Genomic DNA, 24,069 nt, shown 5'->3' on the forward strand with positions numbered 1-24,069 from the left:
CTGGCCGCCGAAGCCCCCCATCCGGCCGCCGACGCCCCGGTGTGACGGAGCCGCCGGGCTCAGTTCGGTGGTGGTGTGGCGCGCACGAAGCCCGACTGGTAGGCGATGACGACCAGTTGGGCGCGGTCGCGGGCGTGGAGCTTGGTCATGGCGCGCTGCACGTGGGTGCGGACGGTCAGGGGGCTCACGAAGAGGACCTCGGCGACCTCGGTGTTGGACTTGCCCTCGGCGACCAGGGCCAGCACCTCGCGTTCGCGGGCGGTGAGGGCGGCGAGGCGCTCGGGCGGGGCGAGGTGGGCGCCGGGCTCGGGGGCGGCGAGGAAGCGGGTGATCAGGGTGCGGGTGGCCGTGGCGGACAGGAGGGAGTCGCCGGAGGCCACCGTGCGGATGCCGTCGAGGAGTTCGTCGGCGCCCACGTCCTTGCCGAGGAATCCGCTGGCTCCGGCGCGCAGGGCCCGGGCGACGTACTCGTCGGTCTCGAACGTGGTGAGGATCAGCACGCGGGTGGCGGCCAGCGCCGGGTCCGCGCAGAGGGTGGTGGTGGCCGCCAGGCCGTCGGTGCCGGGCATACGGATGTCCATGAGGACGACGTCGGGGTGGTGGACCCGGGTGAGCTCGACCGCCTCCTCGCCGTCGGCGGCCTCCGCCACCACCTCCAGGTCGTCGCAGGAGTCGATGAGGATCCGGAACGTCGCCCGCAGCAGGGCCTGGTCGTCGGCGAGCAGGACACGGATGGTCATGTGCGGGGGTCTTCTTCCGATCGGGCGGTGGGGGTGTGCAGCGGCAGCGCTGTCATGACTTCGAAACCGCCGTCGGGGCGACGGCCCGCTCGCAGGTCACCGCCGACGGACTGGGCGCGTTCGCGCATGCCGATGAGACCGAAGCCGTGCCCCGGGGCAGGGGCGGCGGGGGCCGTCCCGGCTCCGTCGTCGGTGACCGTGATGGTCAGCCGGTCGTGCGTGTAGGCGAGCCCGACCTGCACCGTGGCCGCCGCGGCGTGCTTGGTGACGTTGGTGAGCGCCTCCTGCACGATGCGGAACGCGGTCAGGTCCACGCCCGGTGACAGCGGCCGGACCGTGCCCTCGGTGCTGACGGTGACCTTGACGCCCGCGCTGCGGCAGGCGGCGGTCAGTTCGGGGAGCCGGACGAGCCCGGGGGCCGGCTCCAGCGGGGCGTCGGTGTCGTTCGCCTGGCGCAGCAGGCCGACGGTGGCCTTGAGCTCGCGCAGAGCGGACGAGGTGGTGTCGGCGAGTGTGCCGAGGATCTTCTCGGCCTGCTCGGGGTGGCTGCGTGCGAGGTGCTTGGCGGTGCCGGCCTGGGCGTTGGCGAGGGCCATGTGGTGGGCGACGACGTCGTGCAGTTCACGGGCGATGCGCATGCGCTCCTCGGCGACGCGCAGCCGGGCCTCCTCCTCGCGGGAGCGCTCGGCGTAGGTGGCGCGGGCCTGTACGGCCTCCCAGTAGGCGTGCCGGAGCCGGGCCGCGCTGCCGGAGGCCACCGGCAGCAGTATCCAGAAGGCGGGGCCGATGGTCCTCAGGATCAGTGGGTGCTCGCCCGGGTCGGCGAGCACGGTGGTCACCGTCATCGTGACGACGGCCCCGCCGAGGAAGAGACGGGTGGTCCTGCGGTCCGTGTGCAGGGCCAGCCAGTACATCGCCGCCATGACCGGGGCGAGCAGCAGCGGGTTGAGAAGATAACCCAGGACGCTGGCGGCCATGGCGCAGCCGAGGGTGACCACGACGACGGTGCGCGGGTGCCGGCGGTGCCACATGAGAGTCAGACAGGCGAGGCCCGACAGCAGCGCGGAGGGCATGATCCGGTGCGGCTGCTGCGCCCCCGGCGCGCTGAGCGCGGCACCGAGAAGAGCGAATCCGAGCAGCGCCAGCGCGGCCGCCGAGTCGGCGAGGCGCGGATGACGGCCCGAGTACCGCTCCAGGCTGATGGTCATTGCTTTCTCCGGTCGAAGGACTGCGTCCATGGTGGACGACGCCGGGCCCGCACGGGGGACGAGGGCGGCAGGTGTCGCCGTACCGCCGACGAGGTCCTGGCCCGCCCCGTGCCGGAGCACGGCCGAGGAGGGCCGCCCGTGTCGTCGCACAGGCGGCCCTCCGGCGCGTGTCCCGGGGGTCAGACGCGCGCCGTCTCCCGGTCGGTGTCGCCGGCCGGGGCCGGGGCGGGATCGGAGTGGCGGGTGAGTGCCTCGCCCTCCACATCGATGTTGGGCAGCGCCTTGTCGAGCAGGCGGGGCAGCCACCAGGCGCGGTCGCCGAGGAGGGCGAGGACGGCGGGCACGAAGGCCATACGGACGACGAACGCGTCGAACAGGACGGCGATGGCGAGCCCGAAGCCGATCATCTTGATCATGGATTCGCCGGCTCCGATGAACCCGGAGAACACCGCCATCATGATCAGCGCGGCCGCGACCACGACCCGGGCGCTGTGCCGGAACCCGGTGGTGATCGCCTGCGCGGGCCGGTCCCCGTGGACGTAGGCCTCCCGCATACGGGCGACGAGGAAGACCTCGTAGTCCATGGCGAGACCGAAGACGATGCCCACCAGGAAGATCGGCATCATGCTCATGATCGGACCGGTCTCCTCGACGCCGAGGAGGCCGGCGCCCCAGCCCCACTGGAAGACCGCGACGACGGAGCCGAGAGCGGCGAGCACCGACAGGAGGAAGCCGGCGGCCGCCTTGATCGGGACGAGGACGGACCGGAAGACCACCATCAGCAGGACGATGGCCAGGCCCACCACCACGATCAGGTACGGGATCAGCGCGTCCTGGACCTTCTGGGCGACGTCGATGTTCACCGCGGTGGTACCGGTGACCTTGAACGTCGCCCCGGTCGTGGAGTCGATCGCCGGGCGTTCGTCACGGATGGTGTGGACGAGGTCCTTCGTCTTCTCGTCGGCGGGCCCGGTGGAGGGGGTGGCGGAGAAGACCGCGGTGTCGCCCGCGGGGTTGAACCGGGCCGGGGAGACGGAGACCACGCCCTCGGTGGCGCCGACCTTCTCGGTGATCGTCCGCACGGCTGCCTTGGCGTCGGGGGCTCCCTTGGCGTCCACGACGATGGTCAGCGGGCCGTTGAATCCGGGTCCGAAGCCGTCCGCGAGGTCGTCGTAGGCGCGGCGCTCGGTGGTCGAGGTGGACTTGGCCTCGTCGCCGGGCATGCCGAGCTGCAGGTCCATCACCGGCAGCGCGACCGCGCCGAGACCCACGACGCTGAGCAGGAGCACGGGGACGGGACGGCGCAGCACGAACCGGGCCCAGCGGCTGCCGCCGTTGTTCTCCCCGCCCGCCTCGGTACGGCCGCGCTTGCGGGAGCGGCGCGAGAGCACGGCGTTCGGCCAGAAGCCGAGCAGGGCCGGGACGAGGGTGAGCGAGATGAGGACGCCGATGACCACGGCGCCCGAGGCGGCCAGGCCCATCTTGGTGAGCATCGGGATGCCGACCACGGAGAGTCCGGCGAGCGCGATGACCACGGTGAGTCCGGCGAAGACGACGGCGGATCCGGCGGTGCCGGCGGCCAGACCCGCGGACTCCTCGGGCGTGCGTCCCTTGGCGCGTTCCTCGCGGTAGCGGGAGACGATGAACAGGGCGTAGTCGATGCCGCAGGCCAGGCCCAGCATGCTGGCCAGTGTGCCGGTGGTCGCGGACAGGCCGAAGACACTGGCCAGGGCCATGATCGACGCCATGCTGATGCCGACGCCGAGGACAGCGGTCAGCAGCGGGAGCCCGGCCGCGGCCATCGACCCGAAGGTGATCAGCAGGACGAGGGCGGCGATGGCGATGCCGATGGCCTCGGCGCTGCCGCCCGCCGCGGGCTTGGTGGCCAGCGCGTCGCCGCCCACCTCGACGGTCAGGCCCGCGTCCCGGGCCTGGTCGATGGCGCTCTCCAGGTGCTGCTTGCTGGTGTCGGTGAGGTCGTCGGCCTTGGTCTTGAAGCTGACGGTCGAGTACGCGGTCGAGGCGTCCTTGCTCACCGCCTTCGCCTGGAAGGGGTTCACCGCACCGGAGACCTGTGAGCCGTCGGAGGCCTCGGTCACGAACTTCTCGATCACCGCCCGGTTGTCGGTCGCGGTGACCTTCTGCCCGTCGGGGGCGACGAACACGACTCGGGCACCGGCGCCGTTGGCCGCCGAGCCCGGGAACCGCTGCTCCAGCAGGTCGAACGCCTTCTGGGATTCGATGCCGGACATGGAGGACGCCTCGTCGGGGGCGGCGGGCGCGGGGGCCGCTCCCGCGCCGACGGCGCCGAGCACCGCCACCCAGAGCAGGGCGACATACCAGCGCCGCCGGAAGGCCAGACGGCCCAGCCGATAGAGGAAAGTAGCCATGGGGCGGAGGTCTCCACATCTGATTCGGGAACCTCTCAAGGCTCCCGTCAGGACCCCCGCCCCGTCGTCGTGCGCCTGCCGACAATCCGGCGTACTGAGATCGCAGTACACGGTGCCCGTCCCGTACCTCTCAGGGCGGAGACGACGCCGGGGACAAAGACGGGGACGGCGGGGCGCGTCAGACCACGACGACCCGGATCCCGGCCTCCTCGAAGCGGTGGACCGTGTCCTCGTCCACAGCCGCGTCGGTCACCAGCGTGTTCACCGACTCGGCGGCGCAGATCCGGGCGAAGGCACGCCGGCCCAGCTTGCTGGAGTCGGCGGCGACAACCACACGCTCGGCGCGCTCGCACAGCAGCCGGTTGATCGCGGCCTCCGCCTCGTCGTGGGCGGCGGCGCCGTGCTCGACGTCGAAGGCGACGACACCGAGCACGGCCACGTCGAGGGTGATCTGGCCGAGGACGCCGTCCGCGAGGGGGCCGATCAGCTCGTACGACTGCGGACGTGCGACCCCGCCCGTCACCACGATCTTGAACTGAGGGCGTACGGCCAGCTCGTTGGCGATGTTGAGCGCGTTGGTGACCACGGTGAGCGCGGGGGAGCCGGACGCGAGATCACTGCGCACGGCCAGCGCCCGGGCCACCTCGGTGGTGGTCGTTCCGCCGGTGAGGCCCACTGCCTCGCCGGGGGCGATGAGATCGGCCACCGCCTTGGCGATGCGTTGTTTCTCGGAGGCGTGGCGGGCGGTCTTGTAGCGCAGCGGCAGCTCGTAGGAGACGCCGTGCACGACCGCGCCGCCCCGGGTGCGCACGAGCATCTGCTGCTCGGCGAGCTGGTCGAAGTCGCGCCGGATCGTCGCGGCGGACACGGCCAGCTCGGCCGCGGCCTCCTCGACGTCCAACCGGCCCCGCTCCACGAGCAGTTCCAGCAGGGTCTTCCAGCGGGCGTCGCGCGACATCCGCACTCTCCGTTCCTCGATCTTCCGCGACCCTAGCGCACCCTCCACTTCCCTCCGAATGCTTGATTGTGATTGAAAGACCGCTATATCTTGCAAGAACAAGCATCGCTGGGAGGGGTACGGCATGACCCATGTCGAGAACGAGCTGAACAGTCAGCCCGAGTGCTGGATCCGCGCCGCAGAGGAGGCAGGGGCGCAGGGGGCCGCGCTGCCCGAGGCGGGGGAACGGGTCGCGATCGTGGGGTGCGGCACGTCGTTCTTCATGGCGCAGGCCGTCGCCGTACTGCGCGAACAGTCCGGGCAGGGCGAGACGGACGCCTTCGCCGCGTCGGAGTTCCCCGAAGGCCGTACCTACGACCGGGTGGTCGCCCTCACCCGGTCCGGCACCACCACCGAGGTTCTCGAACTCCTCGGGCGCCTGAAGGGGCGTACACCCACGACGGCGATCACCGCGGACCCGCGCACACCCGTGATGCGGTCCGCCGACCACCTGGTCGTGCTCGACTTCGCGGACGAACAGTCCGTCGTGCAGACCCGGTTCGCGACCACCGCCCTGACGCTGCTCCGCGCCCACCTCGGGCTGCACTCCGACGCCGTCGTCGCCGACGCGCGCACCGCGCTCGCGGCCCCGCTGCCCGAAGGGCTGCTGGACTGCACGCAGTTCACCTTCCTCGGCCGCGGCTGGACGGTCGGTCTGGCCAACGAGGCCGGCCTCAAGATGCGCGAGGCCTCACTGGCGTGGACCGAGGCCTACCCGGCGATGGAGTACCGGCACGGGCCCATCAGCATCACCACCCGTGACACCGCCACCTGGATGTTCGGCGAGGCGCCCGACGGACTGGCCGAACAGGTCGGTGCCACCGGCGGGTTGTGGGTGGCCGGCGGCCTCGACCCGCTCGCCGAACTCGTCCGCGCCCAGCGGCTGGCCGTGGCCCTCGCCGCAGCACGGGGACTGGACCCGGACCGGCCCCGGCACCTCACACGCTCCGTGATCCTCGACTCCGCCGCTCACTGAAACCGGCGCCGCAGAGCCGTCCGAAGCGAGCTGCAGGGCTCTCTGCAGCCGGCTGTACAGCCATCCGCAGCCCAACCGGGTCCACTGAAAAGGAGATGCTGCCGTGTCCCTCGCAGCAACGAGTGAGCTGGTCACCGGGGCCGCCCGGGCGCGGTCCGCGGTGGCCGCGTTCAACATCATCACGCTGGAGCACGTGGAGGCCGTCATCGCGGGCGCCGAGTCGGTGAACGCCCCCGTCGTCCTCCAGGTCAGCGAGAACGCGGTCAAGTTCCGCTACGGACGCCTGCTCCCACTGGCCCGTGCCGCGGCCGCGGCCGCCGAACGAGCTTCCGTCCCCGTCGCTCTGCACCTCGACCACGTGCAGAGCGACGACCTGCTGCGGCAGGCGCCCGACGCCGGATTCAGCTCCGTGATGTACGACGCCTCGTGCCTGCCGTACGAGGAGAACCTCGCCGCCACCCGGGCCGCCGCCGACTGGGCGCACGCCCAAGGGCTGTGGATCGAGGCCGAGTTGGGGCAGGTCGGCGGCAAGAACGGCGCGCCACCGCTCGACGCGCACGCCCCGGGCGCCCGTACCCACCCCGCCGAGGCCCGCTCCTTCGTGGCCGACTCCGGAGTGGACGCCCTCGCCGTCGCCATCGGCAGCTCGCACGCCATGACCACGCGCACCGCCACCCTCGACCACAACCTGCTCAAGCGCCTGTCCGCCGCCCTGGACGTGCCCCTCGTCCTGCACGGCTCCTCCGGAGTGCCCGACACCGAACTGGCGGCCGCCACCGCGGGCGGCATCGCCAAGGTCAACATCGGCACGGCACTGAACATCGCGATGACCGGCGCGATCCGGGAGTACCTCGCCGCCCACCCCGAGGCGGTCGACTCGCGCACCTACCTCAGTGTGGGACGGGAGGCGATGGCACAGGCGGTCGGGCACCTCATCGGCGTGCTGAGAGGCTGACTACTGCTGTTCCTCCAGCTTCTCGAAGAAGAACTCGTGCTTGAGGAACGACACGTCGTACTCGTGACCCGGATTCGGGGGGATCAACTGCGCCGCCTGGAACAGCCTCCAGCCGTCCTCCAGGGCGTGCACGCCGGACTTGTACGGGGGTTCGTCACTGTCGCCGGTGGTGGGCGAGGTGCGGCCGGTGCCGTCGTAGACGGACCAGCCGACCACCTCCGAGTCCAGCGCGGAGGTGGCCAGGTAGAGAACGAGAACCTGCTGACGGATGCTCATGCGACCTCTCCTTGCGGGCGGTTGGAGACCCGGGTCACCCAGTACTCCATGTCGAACGAGTCGTCCCCGGTGAGGGACCGCCACCACAGCACGCGGTTGTAGGCCTCCAGGCGGCCGGTGGCGTGCTCGTACCACGGGAACATCGTCGAGAGCTCCTCGGTGACGCGCGGATCACCTAGGTCCGAGGTGTCCCACAGGCGTTGCTGGCGCACGGTCGGGTTGAAGCGGATCTTGAACATGTAGCGAACCGCGTCGCTGTCGTTGCGCCGCCCGCCGTGCCACAGTCCATGGTGCAGAAACACCACGGTACCGGCGGGGCACACGAGCCGGTTCTGCCCGCGCAGGTTCTGGTAGCGACCGGTGTCCGACTCGTTCGTACGCCGTAGATGGCTGCCCGGCACACTCAGTGTGCCGCCCATGTCGAGGGTGACGTCCTGCGGGTAATACATCAGCTGGACGTCGAAGGCATCGGTGCGGACATCGATGATCGCGTCCCCGTGCAGCGGCTGCGCGTGCCCCTCGCGGGGATCGCGGACGTGCACGGCATGGTGGTCGACGGTGGGGCCGGGGCCGACGAGACTGTGCAACGCGCCTGCCACGTCAGGGATGTCCAGCAGACGGCGGACGAACGATCCCTCCGGGTAGGCGTCCGGAACGCCGCTGCCGTAAGGGACGCCCGGCACGCCCTCGCGCAGCACCTCGATGGCCTCGGCGTTCAGCTCCGCCGGGACCACCGCGTCCAGCCGCAGCGATCCGTGGGACACGAAGTGCGCCATCTGGACCGAACTCAGGAGTCCGGTGTGGGTCATGGCGTTGGTCTGGGTCATGGCTCAAACGTAGGACCGGCGCTGTCGTCGGCGCGTTGGCCCGGCTCCTCACTACTGGTAATTTCTCACCATGCTGGAGACGGAGATCCACCTCGGCGAACCGCCCGTCGTCGAGAATCTCGGCGTAGGTGTGCACGGCGTCGCGAGCGGCACGGACGTCTTCCGCCTCCCGGAGCTGTGGCAGCTGCACCTCTACCAGTACGACGCCGACCTGACCGTCGACGGCACGGCGCACCTCATCCGCCCGGGCCGGGTGAGCCTCGTGCCGCCCGGCGCCACGGTCCGCTACCGCTACCAGGGCCGCTCGGAACACCTCTACGCCCACCTGCGCATCGCCCCCGTCGGCCCACCGCGCACCGTGCCGGTGGTCCAGGACACCGGCCCCGAGCTCTCCTCCCTCTCCGGCCTGCTGCTCCGAGCCGTCGCGGCGGCCCCAGGAGCCCCCGAACACACCCGCGCCGAGATCTGGACCGCCCTGTGGCGCGTCGCCCACCTGCGCCCGGCGGCCACCACGCCGAGCGGCCCGCACCCCGCCGTCAGCACGGCGATCGCCCACATCGAGGGCCGCCTCGCCACCGCGCTCACCGTCCCGGAGATCGCCCGCGCCGCCGGGGTCTCCCACAACCACCTCACCCGCCTCTTCCGCACCGAGACCGGCACCACCGTCGTCGCCTACATCCGTCGTCGCCGGCTGGAGCGCGCCCACCACCTGCTGCGCGCCTCGACCCTCTCCATCCCCGCGGTGGCCGCTTCCGTCGGGATCCCCGACCTCCAGGCCTTCAACAAGGCGTGCCGACGAGAGCTGGGCGGCTCACCCCGGGCACTACGGAGCACCCCGGCCCCCGTGTGACCGCGAGCCCGCCCCGTCATGATCGATCGGGCCGTCGGCACCGTGCATAGCCGAGCGCAGACGGGTACCCGCACCGGTACCCGTGCCGAACCAAGGAGTTCTCCGATGAGCACAGTGAAAGAGACCATCGAGGTCGATGCGCCGGTGCATGCCGCGTACAACCAGTGGACACAGTTCGAGGAGTTCCCGAAGTTCATGGAAGGCGTCGAGGAGATCAGGCAGCTCGACGACCGCCACAACCACTGGACCACCAAGGTCGGCGGAGTGCGGCGCGAGTTCGACACCGAGATCGTCGACCAGCTTCCCGACGAGCGGATCACCTGGCGAACGATCAGTGGCGACACCCAGCAGAAGGGCACGGTCAGGTTCCAGCGCGTGGACGACACCCACACGCGCGTGGAAATGGTGATGGACATCGAGCCGACCGGCGCCGCCGAGAAGGTGGCCGACTGGACCAACACCATCGACCGCCGCATCAAGGGCGACATGCGGCGCTTCAAGGACTACATCGAGTCCCGAGGCGGCGAAACGGGAGCCTGGCGCGGGCGGATCCGGCCTGGCGGCTGACGTTTCGGCCGGCGGGGGGGGGGGGGGGTTCCCCCCCCCCCCGCCGGTGGCGTCCGCGGGGGTGCCGGATCGCGCCGCTCCGCACGCAGCGGCTCAGGGCCGTCCGCCTAGGGAAGCGCCATGTCGTGCTCACGCTCGCAACCGTCGTGCCGGAGGTGGAGGCGGCGGAGGTCTTGTACTGCCGCGACGGGAAAGGGGTGTTGGACCCACTCCGCCAGATAGCCGTCCTCGCCGTGAAGCCGCAGTACCGACTGGGCGGCCTCCAGGACGACATGACTCAGCAGAACGCGCGGCTGCGTGGAACTCCAGACCGGGCTGCCTTCTTGGTCGGGCGCATCGAAGCTCGCGGACATGTCGGCAAACCGATAGATCGTGATACCGACCTCCGATCCGTCACCCCGCAGGACCCACCTCGCCTCGGCCGGTTCAAGGTCGAAGGAGAAGCGCTGGACGCCGGCGGGGCCGTAGAGACCCGCTACGCCGTGCAGGAGGTCGGCAAGGGCATCCGTGCAGTAGCTGACGATGTCCTCGTGTTCCGAGGTCCCGTCCGCTATGCGGCACCGGGCCCAGCCGCTGCCGCCCAGTTCCCAGCCGAACCGAAGACCGTTCCTCATCCCGCTCCTCCCTGTGATCGTCCCCGGAGACGGTACAGCGGAGGTCCGCGATGACCGTCGTCAGCGCTGAGCGGTCTCCCGCGTTCGAAGGCCCTTGCTTCAAGTGCACTTGAACCTCCTAACGTGGTCGGCATGACGGTGATCGACAGCACCTCCGTGAAGCCCCCGACCGTTGAGCCGCAGCCCGTGGACGTCTGTGTCGTCGCGGGGTCGGACCATCCGCGACCCGAAGGCCAGGACCGCTACACGATCCGCGAGGTCGTGTCGTTCACCGGGCTCAGCGCGCCCACCCTGCGCTGGTACGAGGAGATAGGCCTGATGCCGAACGTGGCGCGGTCGCACACCGGCCAACGCATCTACGGCAACACCGACTTGGACTGGCTCTCCTTCGTGCGCAGGCTGCGGATGACCGGGATGCCGGTCGCCGACATGGTGCACTTCGCGGAGCTCGTCCGCCGCGGGGAGTCCACGTTCGACGAGCGGCGCAGGATTCTGGAACAGACCCGGCGCGAAGTAGCGGCACGCATCGCGGAGTTGCAGGACACCCTCACCGTGCTCGACGCCAAGATCGACTTTTATGCGGACGCCCACCCGGCGCCGGAAAGGGCCTGAACGCCATCATGAGCACCACCTTCGAACAGATCCGCAAGGTCGAACTGGGCACCGGCGGCCCCCTCGTCGGCGTCCAGGGCTTCGGCGCCATGGGCATCAGCGCCGCCTACGGACAGACCGACGACGCGGCGGCCCGCGAGACCCTGGAGGCCACCGTCGAGGCGGGCGTCACCCTCATCGACACCGCCGACATGTACGGCGTCGGGGCCAACGAGGAGTTCCTCGCGCCGTTCGTCGCCGCGCACCGCGACGAGATCACGCTGGCCACCAAGTTCGGTATCGAGTACCGCGCCGACGACCCGGGCTATCGGGCCATCCGCAACGATCCCGCCTACATCAAGAAGGCCGTCGAGGCGAGTCTGCGGCGCCTCGACGTGGAGGTCATCGACCTCTATTACATGCACCGCCGCGATCCGGCCGTACCGCTCGCCGAGTCCGTCGGAGCCATGGCCGAACTGGTGCGGGAAGGCAAGGTCAAGCACCTCGGTCTGAGCGAGGTCACCGGCGATGAGCTGCGCGAGGCGCACGCCGTGCACCCGATCGCCGCCCTGCAGACGGAGTGGTCGGTCTTCAGCAGGGACGTGGAGAACAGCGCGGTGGGCGCCGCCGCCGCGCTCGGGGTCGCCTTCGTGCCGTACTCGCCGCTCGGCCGGGGCTTTCTGACCGGCACCTTCGCCGACGCGAGTACCGACCTCTCCAGCAGCGACTTCCGGCAGATGCTGCCGCGTTTCACCGGCGACAACGCCAGGGCGAACACGGCTCTCCTGGCACCGCTGCACAAGATCGCGGCAGACCATGGCGCCACCACGGCCCAGATCGCCCTGGCCTGGGTGCACCAGCGAGCCCTGACACACGGCCTGACCGTCGTCCCCATCCCCGGCACCCGCAAGCGGGGCCGCCTCCTCGAAAACGCCGCGGCCACCCGGATCCTGCTGACCTCCGAAGAGCTGGCGCTGCTGGAACCGCTCGCCGCCCAGGTGGCCGGCGAGCGCTACGCGGACATGTCCCTCACCTCCGCGGCCCGGGAGGCCCGGAGCCCGGCGTGATCCGTCATGCGAGGTGACCACAGGTGACGACCGAGAGGGCCGCGGTCGGGTCAGAACCAGTGCAGGCAGTGCGGGGAGCGCTCGGCGCGGAAGAGGGCGTCAGCGAGGGCGGCCGCGCCCGGGCGGTGGGCCCGGATGTGTCCGGCACGTACGAGCGTGCTCGGCGCCGTGCCGCCGAGGTAGATCGAGCCCAGGTCGCTCACGTCCAGGGAAAGGTCGGGCTCCCGGTCCGTGGGCACGCAGTCGGCCTTGCTGTCCCGGACCGTCAGCAGGTAGCGGCCGCGCTCGCCGAGGAACGGGTCGTCGACGTCGAGGACGAGCTCGCCGTCGGTGAACCAGCCGCGCGCGGTCAGCGCACGCGGGACGTCCAGCAGCCGCACCCAGAGCCAGTCCATGTCGTTGCTCACCTCAGCGGCGCGGAAGTCCGCGAGCCGCCAGCGCAGCGGGTGGTCGGGCGGGACGTGCTTGAACACGACCTGACCGACCAGGTCATGTCCGAGCACGAACCGGGCCAGGGCCGTGAAGACGGCGTCGTCGGCGGTGATGGTCTCGTCGACCGTCAAGGTGCCGTGATCGCCGAGCGAGTAGCTGGCGTACCCGTCAGGGACGCCGTCGGCGTCCCGGTGGACGGCGACGTAGCGCGGCGCCCGGGAGACCGGGGGCTGGCCCGCGCCCAGGGCCCACCAGCGGTGCGGCCGGGAGAGAGCGCCGGGTTGTGCGCGCCGGTAGCGGTCGTAGACCTCCTCCAGGATCTCGCCGCACTCGGCACGCCGTAGCACTTCGACCGAGCCGGTGTCCGGGGCGTCGGCTGTACCGCGCGCCCGGGGGAGGGCGAAGTCGGCCCGGTGGCGCGGCACCGTCAGCTCCCCCGTGTAGGTCGCCGGTCCGTAGCCGAACCTGCGGTAGATCAGGGCCTCGGAGGCCAGCAGCACGGAGAGGAACTCCCCTCGGGCCCGCAGCTCGGCGAGCTGATGCCGCATCATCGCGCTCAGCACGCCCTGCCGTCGGTGCGAGGGCAGGACGCCGACGGCGGTCACCCCGGGGGCCGGAACGAGGATCTCACCGGGCAGGGTGAGCTCGAAGGAGTGCGCACCGGCGGTGCCGACGGGCCGCCCGTCCCCCGTCAGTGCGAGCAGGCAGCGGTCCATTTGGAGCGCCGACCACCAGGCCCCACCGTCCTCGGCCGGGGTTTCGGGGAAACGCCCGAACGCGGCGTGCATGGTGTCGACGAAGACGTCGAGGTCCTGATCGGTCGTGGGACGGATCTCCATCGCTGCCGCTGCCTTCCTGGGATACGGGCACCACGACTCGTGGTTCTCCGCCACAGTGCAGCGTTGGCCCCTGACCCGGTCAAGCGAATTACGCCCCGCTACTTCCTGACGGCCCTCAGCACCACGAACTTCGCGTCGCTCGCGACCAGTTCACTGTTCCCGAACAGGCGCCGCAGCTTGAGGTGGTAGCCGAGATGGCGGTTGCCGATCACCCACAGCTCGCCGCCGGGTCGCAGTACGCGGCGGGCGTCGGTGAACATGCGCCAGGCCGTGGCGTCGGTGGTCGCCTGGTGGGAGTGGAAGGGCGGGTTGTTGAGGACGAGGTCGGCGCTCGCCGCGGGGACGCCCGCCAGACCGTCGCCGACACGGAACTCGGCGCTGCCCCCGGTGTTCTCCCGGTACGTCGCCTCCGCCGAGGCCACCGCCTGGTAGGACTCGTCCGCGAAGAGCAGCTCGGCCTCCGGGTTGGCCAGCGCAATCGCCGTACCGACGACGCCGTTGCCACAGCCCAGGTCGACGACGCGCTCGGCCCCGCGGCTGCGCGGCATGTGCTGGAGGAGGAAGCGGGTGCCGATGTCGAGGCGGTCGGCGCAGAAGACGCCCGCCTGGTTGGTGACGGGGCGGCCGGAGACGACGCCGATGCCCTCGGGGAGGTCGTAGCGGTACGGCCACGGATTGGTGCCCCGGGTGAGGGCCGGGTCCGGGGTGCAGAAGATGAGCCGGGCCTTCTTCTCGGCCAGTGAGGTGCGGGTCGGGCCGAGGATCCGTTCGAACAGGTTCAGCGTCGAGGTGTGGATCTCCTTGACCATCCCGGTCCCGACGACGACCGTCCCCTCGTGCACGGCGGGAGCCAGCCGGTGCAGCTGGTCCTCCAGCAGGGCGAGGCTCCTGGGCACGCGGACCAGGAGCACGTCGATACGGTCGGGGGGAGTGTCCTGCGTGGTCAGGAGCCGTAGGGCGGACTCGTCCGCGCCGTTGCGGGCGAGGTTCGCGCGCGTCGCCTCGCGAGCGAGGAACGAGTCGGTGATCTGCGTCGGCCGGTGCGTCGACAGCGCGGTGGTGAGGGCGCCCCAGCGGTCGCCGACCACCACGACCGTCCCGGCGAGAGAGGTGCCGCTCTCCGCGAGGTGTCGCAGCAGATATGTGTCCGCCGCGTCCCAGGCACGCAGCCGGTCGCGCGGGTCCTCGGGATGGCGGGTGAGCGCGTACGCGCCCCAGGGGGTGGTCATACCGTCGTTCATCGTGCGTCCAGGCTAGCCGAGCCGCAGCTCAGGACAGGCAGCGGAAGGTCGACGGAGGGCCCGTGGACAGGCGTGGGGCGGGTCGGGGCCGGTCGGGGAGGCCGGACCCCGGGTGCGCGAGGATGGGATTCATGGACGGTGAACTGTTTCCGCGTGACCGGACCGAGGTCGCGCCGGGCGCCGTGCACCTGCCCGACTGGCTCGACGCCGAGCGCGCCCAGCGGCTCCTGGAGGCCTGCCGGGCGTGGGCCCGCCCGCCGGCCGGCCTGCGCACGGTCCGCACCCCCGGCGGCGGCACGATGACCGCCCGGCAGGTCTGCCTGGGATGGCACTGGTATCCGTACGGCTACGCCCGCACCGTGGTCGACGGCGACGGCGCCCCCGTGAAACCGTTCCCGGCCTGGCTGGGGGACCTGGGCCGCAGCGCGGTCGCCGACGCCCTCGGCGCCGAGGCAGCCAGGACAGCCGCGTACGACATCGCCCTGATCAACTTCTACGACGGCGACGCCCGCATGGGCATGCACCGCGACAGCGACGAGAAGTCCGACGCACCGGTGGTGTCCCTGAGCCTCGGCGACACCTGTGTCTTCCGGTTCGGGAACGCCGAGTCGCGGACACGGCCGTACACGGATGTGGAGCTGCGCAGCGGGGACCTCTTCGTGTTCGGGGGCGCGTCGCGGGCGGCGTACCACGGGGTACCGCGGGTGCATCCGGGCACGGGTCCCGGCGGTCTCGGCCTGACGGGACGGCTGAACATCACGCTGCGCGTCAGTGGCCTGTGACCGCTGCTTGACGCGCCCGGCCCGGTGAGAGGCGCGCGACTTGTACGATCTCGGTGATTCGCCGAGGGGGCCGCATGATCGAACTGTCCGAGCTGATCCGGGACTTGCGCAAGGAGCTCACCACCGCGCTGGCCGACGGAACGGGTGAGGTGCTGCGCTTCGAGCTCGGTCCCGTCGAGTTGGAGGCGACCGTGGCCGTCGACCGCGATGCGTCGGCCGGTGGCAAGGTCCGCTTCTGGGTGGTCGAGGCGAACGGCACGGGTCGGCTCGCGCAGTCGCAGACCCAGCGGATCACGCTCACCCTGCAGCCGAAGCTCGTCGCCCCCGACGGAACGGTCAGGACGGCGTGGATCGCCGGTGACGAGGTGGACCGGGAGCGCTGAGGGCGTGGCGGGACAGGGCGGGCTGCGGATCGAGCACGTCGCTGAGGTGGTCGTGCGGCTGCGCGACGGCGGACGGCGGCGCGGCTCGGGCTATCTGGTCGCCTCCGGCACGGTTCTGACCGCCGCGCACGTGGTCGCCGGTGCTGCTGAGGTCCGCGTGCGGTTCGACGCCGACCGGCCGGGCGAACGTCAGGCGGACGTGTCCGTGGCCTGGGCGCACGCGGGAATCGACGTGGCCGTGCTCGCCGTACCGCAGGAGAAGGCCGAGCACGCCCGCGCCGGGCGGATCGGTGAGGCGGACGCGGTGCTGCGGTGCAGTGCGGTCGGCTTCCCGGAGTTCAAGATGCGTACGGACGAGGAGAGTTGGCACTACCGCGACTCGGAACACGTGCACGCGACGTGCGCGGTGCTCGCCAACCGCCGGGAGGGCACGCTCGATCTGTCGGTGACACCGCCCGCCTCGCCGGATCCGGGCGTGTCGCCGTGGCAGGGCATGTCCGGAGCGGCCGTGTTCAGCGGCGGGTTCCTGGTCGGTGTCGTGGCGGAGCATCATCTGGCCGACGGACCCGGGCGGCTGGCGGCGAGCCGGGTGGACCGGTGGGCGGAGCGGCTCGGCGCCGACGAGGTGCGGGAGCTGGAGGCGCTGCTCGGTTTCGCGGTACGTCCCGAGGGGCTGGCCGGTGTGCTGCCCGTCTCCGAGGCGGCTCTGACCGAGGCCGCCTACCGGGCCCAACTGGCGGACGTAGCCCCGGAAGGACTGGAGGACCGCCAAGAGGAGCGGGCGCTGCTGGTCGACTTCTGCGCGGGCAGCGAAAGTTATCTGTGGATCCAGGGACCGCCCTGGGCGGGCAAGACCGCGTTGGTGTCCTCCTTCGCCCTCGACCCGCCCCGTGGCGTCGTACCCGTGTGGTTCTTCGTCACCAACCGGCGGGCCGAGCAGGCCGACGCCACCGCCTGCACCGAGGCGCTCGTCCACCAGCTCTCCCTCCTCGCGGGACGGCCGCCGGCCGGCCTGACCTCGGGGGCCGCGCGAGACGGGGAGCGCCGTCAACTGCTGCACGAGGCGGCCGGAAGGCTGGCCGCGGTCGATGCGGTCCTGCTGCTCGTCGTGGACGGCCTCGACGAGGACGAGGCGCTGCGTGCGGACGGCCGCGGCCCGTCCATCGCCTCGCTGCTGCCCGAGCGCCTGCCCGACAATGTGCGGGTCCTGGTCACCAGCAGACCGCGACCGGACCTGCCCTCCGACGTCAAGGGCGGTCATCCGCTGCGCAGTTGCCGGGTGCACGAACTGCGATCCGTCGCCGCCGCCCGGCACACCGAGCACGAGGCCCGCTACGACCTGACGAGCGCGCTGACCGGCGACGGGCTCGGCCGCGACCTCGTCGGCCTGCTCGCGGCCGCCCGCAGCAGCCTCACCGCCGAGGACATGCGGGAGCTCTCGGAGACCACGCAGTACGACCTCAAGCGGCGTCTCGGCAGCGCCTTCGGACGCATCCTGAGGGTCGGCGCCGGTGATTCCAGCGGGATTCTGTACGACTCCCTGGGGCGGCGGGGTCTGCTGTTCGCGCACGAGACGCTGTTCGCCACGGCCGTCGACGAACTCGGCCCGGACCTCGACGTGTTCCGCGCCCGGGTGCACGCCTGGGCGCAGGACTACGCGGCGCGTGGCTGGCCCACCGGGGCCCCCGGCTACCTCCTGCACGCGTACAGCCGCCTCACCGTCTCGCTCGGCGACATCGCCCGCGCCACCGCCCTGGCCCTCGACGCCCGGCGCCACGAGCGGCTGCGCGAGGTCACCGGAAGCGATACCGCCGCGGTCGCGGAGATCGATCTCGTACGGGAGATGGTGCGCGAGCGGGCCCCGGAGGACCTCGGCACGCAGGCGGCCCTCTCCGCGGCCCGGGATCTGGTCGCGCGGCGCAACATGTCCCTGCACCCCGGGCTTCCGGTCGCCACGGCCCGGCTGGGGCGGTGGGAACGGGCTGTCGGCATGGCGCGGAGCATCTTCGAACCGGAGCTGCGGGCCCAGGCGTTGGTGCGGATCGCGCAGTTCGCGGCGGGCGCGGGTGACCGTCTGCGCGTGGTGTCTCTGGTCGGCGAGGCCGTACCGCTCGCGGTGCACGCCGCCGAGCAGGATCCCTGGTGCCCGCAGGGTCTGGCGGAGAACGTGATCCGTGCCGGAGCCGTGGCGCTCATGGCCGTGGGAGCCGACCGGGCGGCGCTCGAACTGCTGGGGGAGTTCGACCCGGAGGCGGCGGGACCCCGAGGGGAGAGCTGGTACGGGCGGCTGCGTGTCACCGTCGCGGACGACCCGGTCGCCTGGGTGCGGACGCTGACCGAGGTGGCCCGCGCCGCGTGGTCCCGCGACGACGCGGGCGCCCGAGCACTGCTGAGGGAGGCGGAGGAGGCCGCCCGTCAGCTGCGGGGCGCGGCGGCGGTGTCCGCACTGGCGGCCGTTGCGGAGGCGTACACGGAAGGCGGCGACACGGGTGCGGTCGCAAGGCTGTGCGATCGGATCGAGGGCCTCGTGGGTGAGTCCCCGGCCGTGTCGCTGCTCGCCGCCGGCGCGGTGGCGCTCAGTGCCGCTCGTCCCGCGCGGGCTCGGGAACTGGCCGTGCGGGCGCGTGCGCGCGCTGCCGAGTCGGTCGACTTGTTGCTCACCGCCTCGCCCGGTCGACTGCCGGCCTCCTTTGGCTCCTTGACGGCCGTGGGCGGCGCCGTTGTGGCCCTGGCCCGCACCGGTGACATGCGGGGCGCCGAACAGCTGCTGACCGACACGCGCCGCCAATTGGCGGACGTCTCGGTGGAGACGGATCTGCTGTTCCAGTCGGCGGAGGGGATTTTGGCCATCGCCGCACACCACGTGGCCGAAGGCCGGGCAGCCACGGCGCTGCGGTGGCTGCTGAGCCTCTGGGACGCCCTTCCGCCGATCGGATTTGCTCTGACGGAGGTGTTCACATCCCTGGCGGCGGTGCCGGAGCGGGACGGCCAATGGGAGAGGGTGCTGCTGGAGTTGGCCGAGGCGAAGAGCGTCTGGCCGATGGTGGAGGTCCTGGCCGCGCGGGCGGAGCGGCTGGCCGTCCAGGAGCCGGTCGCCGCGGCGGAGTTGGTCTGCGAGGCCGAGCGGTGGTCGGCGCGGGAGGGACGAACCGACCGGGGGCGCGACGAGCGCCTGGGAGAACTCGCCGTGGCCCTGGCCACGGCCGGGGATCCGCTCGGCAGCGAGTCGGTCCTGCGGTGCGTGGACGAGGAGCACGTCCGCATGGCGGCGACGGCGCTCGTGGCGAGCGCCCTGGCCGATTCGCATCCCGCGCAGGCGGCGAACCTTGCGCGCAATGCCGCGCACACCTGGTTGGCGCTGGCGGGGCCCGGCCCCTGCGAGCCGGTGATGGAGGCGCTCTGGCGCACGGGCGAGGGCAGCTGGGCGAGGGACATGGCCGACGTGGTCCACCCCTCGGCGTACGTACCGCTCGCATGGGTTGCCGACGACGAGGACGCCGCCCCCGACGTGACCGCTCTGGCGGAGACATACGTTCTTGACGCCTTGCAGAACCCTGACCGGCCCACCGCCGTGATCGAAGCCGCCGATCTCCTCGGCGCACTGCGCGGCCACGACCCGGCACACACCTCGGCGTTGGCGGATGCCCTGACCACTGCCGTCCTGAGTCCGCAGATGAGCCACCGGTCGCAGTTGCCCCTGTTGCCCTGCCTGCTGGCGCACCCCACTGATCCCGAGGAATCCGACCGGTGGATGACTGAGGCACTCGACCGGGTCAAGGGCCCGGCCGAACCGGCCGACCTCGACGAGGACGCCGCCTTCGCGCTGACGTTGGCCGCGCTCGGCCGGTACGGGGACGCGGTCCACACGGCCGCCGCCTTCCTGGAGGAACCGGAGCGCGCGGAGGCCTTCGGGTTGCTCGCCGCCCACCTCGTCCAGGCCCGCCAGGCGCCACTGGCGACGCTGACCCGTATCCAAGCCCCCTACTTTCTCCCCGTGATCTGGCGCCTGGCCTCGCTCTCGCCGCCCCGCGACCCCGCGGACGCCGGGGCGCGCGCCCGGGACCTGGTCGCGGAGACGCTTGCCACCGGCCACTGGCACCACGCCCTCCCCGCCCTCGCGGTGCTCGATCCGGCGGCCGTCCGCCAGGTCCGTGACGTCGTCCTCGCCCACCTCCGCCTCCCCACCGCGTAGGACACCGACCATCGGGATCATGGGAGACTCGCCTTCATGAACGGCAAGGCGGGCCCCCGGGCGACGGGGGAAGGGACCACGGGGTCGACGGGGACCACGCGGACGCGGCTGGACCGGGGGCGTGGCGCTCTCGGCCCGGCCCTCGAACTGGTGCACACCGGACGTGCGCCCACGCGTGCCGTGCTCACCGCCGAGTTGGGGGTCACCCGGGCGACGGCGGGCGCGGTGGCCGCTGAGCTGGAGGCGCTGGGGCTGATCAGGGTGGACGCGCGGCCCGCCGCGGAGGCCGGTTCACAGGGGCGCCCCTCGCACCGGCTGGAGGTCGCCGAGGACGGCCCGGTGGCGCTGGCCGCGCAGGTGCACGCCGACGGGTTCCGCGCCGCGCTGGTCGGGCTGGGCGGCCGTATCGTCGCCACCGCGCCCGGCTGTGAGACCGTCGACGCCGATCCGGCGAAGGTGCTGGGCTCGGTCGTCGAGGCAGGGGCCGAGCTGCTGCGCGGGACCGGGCGGCGGTGCGTGGGCGCCGGGCTCGCCGTGCCGTCGGCGGTGGCCGAACCGGACGGGCTCGCCCTCAACCCGCTGCACCTGGCCTGGCCCGCGGGCGCACCCGTGCGGCAGATCTTCGCCGAGCGGGTGCGCGCGGCCGGCATCGAGGGGCCCGCGTTCGCGGCCAACGACGTCAACCTCGCCGCGCTCGCCGAGCATCGCCACGGCGCCGGTCGCGGCGCCCGCGACCTGCTGTGCGTGGCCACCGGGCACCGGGGTGTCGGCGGCGCGCTCGTCCTCGACGGCCGTCTGCACACAGGCAGTTCGGGTCTCGCCCTCGAAGTCGGCCACCTCACCGTCAACCCCGAGGGCCGCCCCTGCTACTGCGGCAGCCGCGGGTGTCTCGACGTCGAGGCGGACCCGCTGGCCTTTCTCACCGCGGCGGGCCGGGAGCCCGGCCCGGTGGTGTCGCTGCTCCAGCAGGCCAACGACCTCATCCGCGGCGAGTACGCCGACCCGGTCGTCCGTATGGCCGTCGAGGCGCTGATCGACCGCCTGGGACTGGGACTTGCCGGGCTGGTCAACATCCTCAACCCCGACCGGATCATCCTCGGCGGTCTGCACCGCACCCTGCTCGACGCCGATCCGCACAGGCTCAGGGCCGTCGTCGCCGACCGCAGCCTCTGGGGGCAGAGCGGTGGCGTACCGATCCTCGCCTGCACGCTGGACCACAACAGCCTGGTGGGGGCGGCCGAGTTGGCGTGGCAGCCCGTGCTCGACGACCCGCTGGGCGCCTTGGCACGGGTCCAGACGTAGGCCGTCGTCGACGAATTCACCGAGCGCGGCGACCCTTCGGGGCCGCGCCCTCGTCCGCGCGCGGACGTCACCTTGTCGGACCTGGTGATCCGGATCCGGTGACGGTCCGCTGCGGTCAACTCATCTAGCCCTGCTGGGGGTTCGGCTTGAGAACGGCGAACACGGCGCCGTACGGGTCGGCCAGCCATGCGATCCGGCCGACGTCGGGCACGTCGGCGGCCGGCATCAGCACGCTCCCGCCGTTGCTCTCCACGGACGTGGCGAGGGCATCGGCGTCCGCCACCGAGAAGTACGGCACCCAGCGCGCGTCCCCTTGCCCCTCCTGCAACGGGGCCACACCGCCGAAGGTGCCGTCCTGCTGGTCGCCCTCCTGGATGCTGAGCACCCGGTAGGTCATGCCGGGTGCCTGCATCTCCTCCGACCGCCAGCCGAACAGCCCGTTGTAGAAGCCGATGGCGGCCACCGGGTCGGGGACGTGCAGTTCCACCCACAGCAGGGTGTTGTCCTCGGAGGCCTTCTCCAGGCCCTTGGTCTTTCCGGGCTGCCACACGGCGAACTGTGCGCCCTGCGGGTCGGTGAACTGGGCCAGCCACCCCTCACCCATGACATCCATGGGCTCGGCGCGCACGGCGCCGCCCCCGGAGACCACCTGGCGGGCGGTGTCCTGGATGTCCTCGGTCTTGAAGTACGTCGTCCAGGCCGGCGTCGCCCCCTCCTCACTGAGCGGGCCGAGCGCACCGACGGTCTTGCCCGTGTGCTGGAAGAAGCCGTACCCGCCGGCCTCGGGCCCAGCGGAGACGAACTCCCATCCGAACACCGCGCTGTAGAAGGCGGCGGCTCCGGTCGTGTCGGGGCTGCCGAGGTCGATCCAGTTGGGCGATCCGATACGGAAGTCGGTACCGAGCATGTGCTTCCTCCTGCGATTCCGGGACGGAGACGCCCGCTACGATGCCGATCCGCGAGGTGCCGGTACAGGTACCGGGCTCGAAGCGCCCGGGTTTCACCCGGACGGGGCAACGGCACGGTCCGCGGGCGGGTCCGCCGGGAGCGGGCCGGCCGGCTCGGGGGAGGGGGCGTACTGCGCCGGTACAGGGTCCGCTTCCGGTCGGGCGTGCGCCCCGAGCGCGTCCAGTCGGCCGGGGTCGGCTCCCAGGGCGTCGATACGGACGAAGGGCATGGCGGCGGCTCCCTTGCGGGTTCAGCGCCAGTCCGCGGCGAACGCGCTCTGGGGGTTCTCGGTGAGGATGTGCTCCACCAGCTCCTTGCCCAGGGCGAGTTCGAGCCTCGGGCGCACCCGTCGCAGCAGGTACGGCATCCCGGGGCCGCCGTCGACCGAGCGTGCGGCCGCGGTCGTGGTGTCGCCGCCGAGCAGCAGACGGTCGCCGAACCCGGCCTCGGCGAGGGCGCGTACGGCGTCGGGCATGCGCCAGTCGGTGGCATGGTTGGCGCGGGAGGGTCCGTCGAAGGCGAGTCGGGCGCCGGCCTCGGCGGCCTGCCGGTGCACCGCCAGGTCGGGGGAGCGGTTGAGGTGGCCGAGGATCACGCTCTGCGGGGCGACCCCCAACTCGCCGCACAGCAGGTCGAGTACGTCGAGCGCGCCCGTGCCCAGTTCCAGGTGCACGGCGATCGGCGCACCGGTGGCGTGGTGGGCTTCGGCCGCCGCGGCCATCGTCCAGCGGGCGTGTGCGTCGAGGGAGTGGAAGCCCCCCGCGACCTTGATGAGCCCGGCGCGGACCCCGGAGGTGCCGATGCCCTGCGTCAGCTCCGAGACGAACAGCTCGGCAAGCCCCCCGCGCAACCGCCGCAGCAACTCCGCGCCGTAGTGGGCGGCTTGGTGGAGGCCGGTCGCGGCGACGACGTGCACTCCGCTGTCGCGGGCGAGGAGGGGCAGGTCGGCGGCGCGCCGGCCCATGCCGTACGGCGTCCACTGCACCACGGTGCCGCCGCCCTGCGTGCGGAACGCGGCCAGCTCGGCCCGTGCGGCGGACGCTTCGCGCAGTTCCTGGCCCGGGAGTTGAGGGCTGCTCAGGAAGAGGTGATCGTGCGCGTTGCACACCCCCAACTCCCGCGGCGGAACGTCTCCCAGGACGGTGCGGATGGTGTTCACCACTGCCTGCCCCGCGGCAGGCGGTCGCGCTCCGGGGCCGACATGTGCAGCACTCGGAAGACCTCGCCGGGCTCTTTTGGCGCCTCGTGGGTCCAGAGGGAGAAGTGCACGACTTCCCAGTGGCGCGGATCCACGGCTGCGGCCGCGCACACCGCCCCGTCCAGCCCTGCCAGCCGCTTCGCCTCGCGCGCCGCCTCCTCCATGGCCTCGGACAGTTCCACTCCCTCCGGGACGCGTTGTCGGTGCCGCAGCGCGACCAGGGCGGGGGAGCCTGCGGCGCCACCGTCCTCGTAGGCGAGACCTGTCCAGTGCTGCACCACCGGCCGGCCGAAGTCGTTGACGAGCCCCTGGAACGCTCCGCCCCACAGGAAGGAGTTCATCCCCTCGGCCCCGTTCCACAGGTAGAACGGCGCGTACTGGTTGACCGGTGAGCCGTCCACGCCGCGCTCGCGTATCAGGAAGGTCTTGAAGCCGAGGCCGTCCCAGTCGTCGAGCAGGTGCCCGACGCGGGCGACGCGGTCGCGGATGATGCCCATGTCGTAGTCGGCTGGGAAGGTGAGCTCGTACTGCAGGGCGTGCATCGGTGCCTCCTGGCGGATTGCGGCTCGGGAACAGGGGCTCTTACGGGCTCAGGCGGGGTAGTCGGCCGGTCCGACGTGCGCGTCCCATTCCGTGGTCGTGCCGTCCTCGGCCGCCTCGACGATCGCGAGATGCGTCATGAAGGTGGGGGGGG

Annotated in this window: 23 protein-coding genes and 1 pseudogene; 10 read left to right on the forward strand and 14 right to left on the reverse strand. The window is 72.0% G+C overall.

The window, feature by feature from the left end; genetic code table 11:
* Window positions 1-59: 59 nt before the first annotated feature.
* The 4 genes from ACN6LB_RS11400 to ACN6LB_RS11415 form a co-directional block, all read right to left on the reverse strand.
* Window positions 60-740, reverse strand: a complete 681-nt coding sequence (locus ACN6LB_RS11400) for a response regulator transcription factor (protein WP_445025711.1) — start codon at window positions 738-740, stop codon at window positions 60-62.
* Window positions 737-1,948: a sensor histidine kinase gene (locus ACN6LB_RS11405; protein WP_445025712.1), complete on the reverse strand. Its 1,212-nt coding sequence runs from the start codon at window positions 1,946-1,948 to the stop codon at window positions 737-739. Before ACN6LB_RS11405 ends, ACN6LB_RS11400 begins: the two co-directional genes overlap by 4 nt.
* A gap of 179 nt (window positions 1,949-2,127) precedes the next feature.
* A complete protein-coding gene (locus ACN6LB_RS11410) occupies window positions 2,128-4,338 on the reverse strand; it encodes an MMPL family transporter (protein ID WP_445025713.1) in 2,211 nt (736 codons plus the stop codon).
* 178 nt (window positions 4,339-4,516) lie between these two features.
* Complete coding sequence (locus tag ACN6LB_RS11415; protein WP_445025714.1) at window positions 4,517-5,296, reverse strand: DeoR/GlpR family DNA-binding transcription regulator; 780 nt, start codon at window positions 5,294-5,296, stop codon at window positions 4,517-4,519.
* Window positions 5,297-5,420: 124 nt separating this feature from the next.
* Between ACN6LB_RS11415 and ACN6LB_RS11420 the strand changes: the two genes are divergently transcribed.
* Complete coding sequence (locus ACN6LB_RS11420; RefSeq protein ID WP_445025715.1) at window positions 5,421-6,311, forward strand: SIS domain-containing protein; 891 nt, start codon at window positions 5,421-5,423, stop codon at window positions 6,309-6,311.
* A gap of 103 nt (window positions 6,312-6,414) precedes the next feature.
* On the forward strand, window positions 6,415-7,266 hold the full coding sequence (locus ACN6LB_RS11425) for a class II fructose-bisphosphate aldolase (protein ID WP_445025716.1): 852 nt from the start codon (window positions 6,415-6,417) through the stop codon (window positions 7,264-7,266).
* On the opposite strand, the gene ACN6LB_RS11430 is transcribed toward ACN6LB_RS11425, so the two are convergent.
* Together ACN6LB_RS11430 and ACN6LB_RS11435 are read right to left on the reverse strand one after the other, a co-directional pair.
* Window positions 7,267-7,536, reverse strand: a complete 270-nt coding sequence (locus ACN6LB_RS11430) for a hypothetical protein (RefSeq protein ID WP_445025744.1) — start codon at window positions 7,534-7,536, stop codon at window positions 7,267-7,269. It lies immediately after the preceding gene.
* Window positions 7,537-7,538: 2 nt separating this feature from the next.
* Window positions 7,539-8,369: a phytanoyl-CoA dioxygenase family protein gene (locus ACN6LB_RS11435; RefSeq protein WP_445025717.1), complete on the reverse strand. Its 831-nt coding sequence runs from the start codon at window positions 8,367-8,369 to the stop codon at window positions 7,539-7,541.
* Window positions 8,370-8,439: 70 nt separating this feature from the next.
* On the opposite strand from ACN6LB_RS11435, the gene ACN6LB_RS11440 reads away from it, so the two are divergent.
* Window positions 8,440-9,219: a helix-turn-helix domain-containing protein gene (locus tag ACN6LB_RS11440; RefSeq protein WP_445025718.1), complete on the forward strand. Its 780-nt coding sequence runs from the start codon at window positions 8,440-8,442 to the stop codon at window positions 9,217-9,219.
* Between the two features lie 105 nt (window positions 9,220-9,324).
* Window positions 9,325-9,786, forward strand: a complete 462-nt coding sequence (locus ACN6LB_RS11445) for an SRPBCC family protein (RefSeq protein WP_356144106.1) — start codon at window positions 9,325-9,327, stop codon at window positions 9,784-9,786.
* A gap of 107 nt (window positions 9,787-9,893) precedes the next feature.
* Here ACN6LB_RS11445 and ACN6LB_RS11450 read toward each other — a convergent pair whose 3' ends face one another.
* The gene (locus tag ACN6LB_RS11450; RefSeq protein ID WP_445025719.1) at window positions 9,894-10,400 is read right to left on the reverse strand and encodes a hypothetical protein; all 507 of its coding nucleotides are present in this window, start codon (window positions 10,398-10,400) and stop codon (window positions 9,894-9,896) included.
* 132 nt (window positions 10,401-10,532) lie between these two features.
* On the opposite strand from ACN6LB_RS11450, the gene ACN6LB_RS11455 reads away from it, so the two are divergent.
* Both ACN6LB_RS11455 and ACN6LB_RS11460 read left to right on the forward strand, forming a co-directional pair.
* Window positions 10,533-11,012, forward strand: a complete 480-nt coding sequence (locus ACN6LB_RS11455) for a MerR family transcriptional regulator (protein ID WP_445025720.1) — start codon at window positions 10,533-10,535, stop codon at window positions 11,010-11,012.
* An 8-nt stretch (window positions 11,013-11,020) separates the two neighbouring features.
* Window positions 11,021-12,058 (forward strand): aldo/keto reductase, encoded by a 1,038-nt coding sequence (locus ACN6LB_RS11460; RefSeq protein WP_445025721.1) that lies wholly within the window; start codon window positions 11,021-11,023, stop codon window positions 12,056-12,058.
* 50 nt (window positions 12,059-12,108) lie between these two features.
* Here ACN6LB_RS11460 and ACN6LB_RS11465 read toward each other — a convergent pair whose 3' ends face one another.
* Both ACN6LB_RS11465 and ACN6LB_RS11470 read right to left on the reverse strand, forming a co-directional pair.
* On the reverse strand, window positions 12,109-13,329 hold the full coding sequence (locus tag ACN6LB_RS11465; protein WP_445025722.1) for a GNAT family N-acetyltransferase: 1,221 nt from the start codon (window positions 13,327-13,329) through the stop codon (window positions 12,109-12,111).
* Window positions 13,330-13,427: 98 nt separating this feature from the next.
* Window positions 13,428-14,558, reverse strand: coding sequence for a methyltransferase (locus ACN6LB_RS11470; protein ID WP_445025745.1), 1,131 nt, complete (start codon window positions 14,556-14,558; stop codon window positions 13,428-13,430).
* Between the two features lie 143 nt (window positions 14,559-14,701).
* Between ACN6LB_RS11470 and ACN6LB_RS11475 the strand changes: the two genes are divergently transcribed.
* The 4 genes from ACN6LB_RS11475 to ACN6LB_RS11490 all read left to right on the forward strand — a co-directional run bounded on the left by ACN6LB_RS11475 (window position 14,702) and on the right by ACN6LB_RS11490 (window position 21,229).
* Complete coding sequence (locus ACN6LB_RS11475; RefSeq protein WP_445025723.1) at window positions 14,702-15,352, forward strand: alpha-ketoglutarate-dependent dioxygenase AlkB family protein; 651 nt, start codon at window positions 14,702-14,704, stop codon at window positions 15,350-15,352.
* Between the two features lie 74 nt (window positions 15,353-15,426).
* Window positions 15,427-15,735: a trypco2 family protein gene (locus ACN6LB_RS11480; RefSeq protein ID WP_445025724.1), complete on the forward strand. Its 309-nt coding sequence runs from the start codon at window positions 15,427-15,429 to the stop codon at window positions 15,733-15,735.
* A 4-nt stretch (window positions 15,736-15,739) separates the two neighbouring features.
* Window positions 15,740-19,927, forward strand: a complete 4,188-nt coding sequence (locus ACN6LB_RS11485; RefSeq protein WP_445025725.1) for a trypsin-like peptidase domain-containing protein — start codon at window positions 15,740-15,742, stop codon at window positions 19,925-19,927.
* Between the two features lie 36 nt (window positions 19,928-19,963).
* Entirely contained in the window at window positions 19,964-21,229 is a 1,266-nt protein-coding gene (locus tag ACN6LB_RS11490; protein WP_445025726.1) for an ROK family protein, read from the forward strand.
* 124 nt (window positions 21,230-21,353) lie between these two features.
* Here ACN6LB_RS11490 and ACN6LB_RS11495 read toward each other — a convergent pair whose 3' ends face one another.
* The 5 genes and pseudogenes from ACN6LB_RS11495 to ACN6LB_RS11515 form a co-directional block, all read right to left on the reverse strand.
* Window positions 21,354-22,136, reverse strand: coding sequence for a VOC family protein (locus ACN6LB_RS11495; protein ID WP_445025727.1), 783 nt, complete (start codon window positions 22,134-22,136; stop codon window positions 21,354-21,356).
* Window positions 22,137-22,229: 93 nt separating this feature from the next.
* Window positions 22,230-22,406, reverse strand: a complete 177-nt coding sequence (locus ACN6LB_RS11500) for a hypothetical protein (protein ID WP_445025728.1) — start codon at window positions 22,404-22,406, stop codon at window positions 22,230-22,232.
* Window positions 22,407-22,427: 21 nt separating this feature from the next.
* Window positions 22,428-23,336, reverse strand: coding sequence for a phosphotriesterase family protein (locus ACN6LB_RS11505; RefSeq protein ID WP_445025729.1), 909 nt, complete (start codon window positions 23,334-23,336; stop codon window positions 22,428-22,430).
* Entirely contained in the window at window positions 23,333-23,917 is a 585-nt protein-coding gene (locus ACN6LB_RS11510) for a DUF4865 family protein (protein WP_445025730.1), read from the reverse strand. The genes ACN6LB_RS11505 and ACN6LB_RS11510 overlap by 4 nt, the downstream gene beginning before the upstream one ends.
* Window positions 23,918-23,965: 48 nt before the next feature.
* Window positions 23,966-24,069 (reverse strand): annotated as a pseudogene (locus ACN6LB_RS11515) ((R)-mandelonitrile lyase); the annotation flags it as partial.

The sequence above is a fragment of the Streptomyces sp. SAS_270 genome, assembly GCF_052543295.1.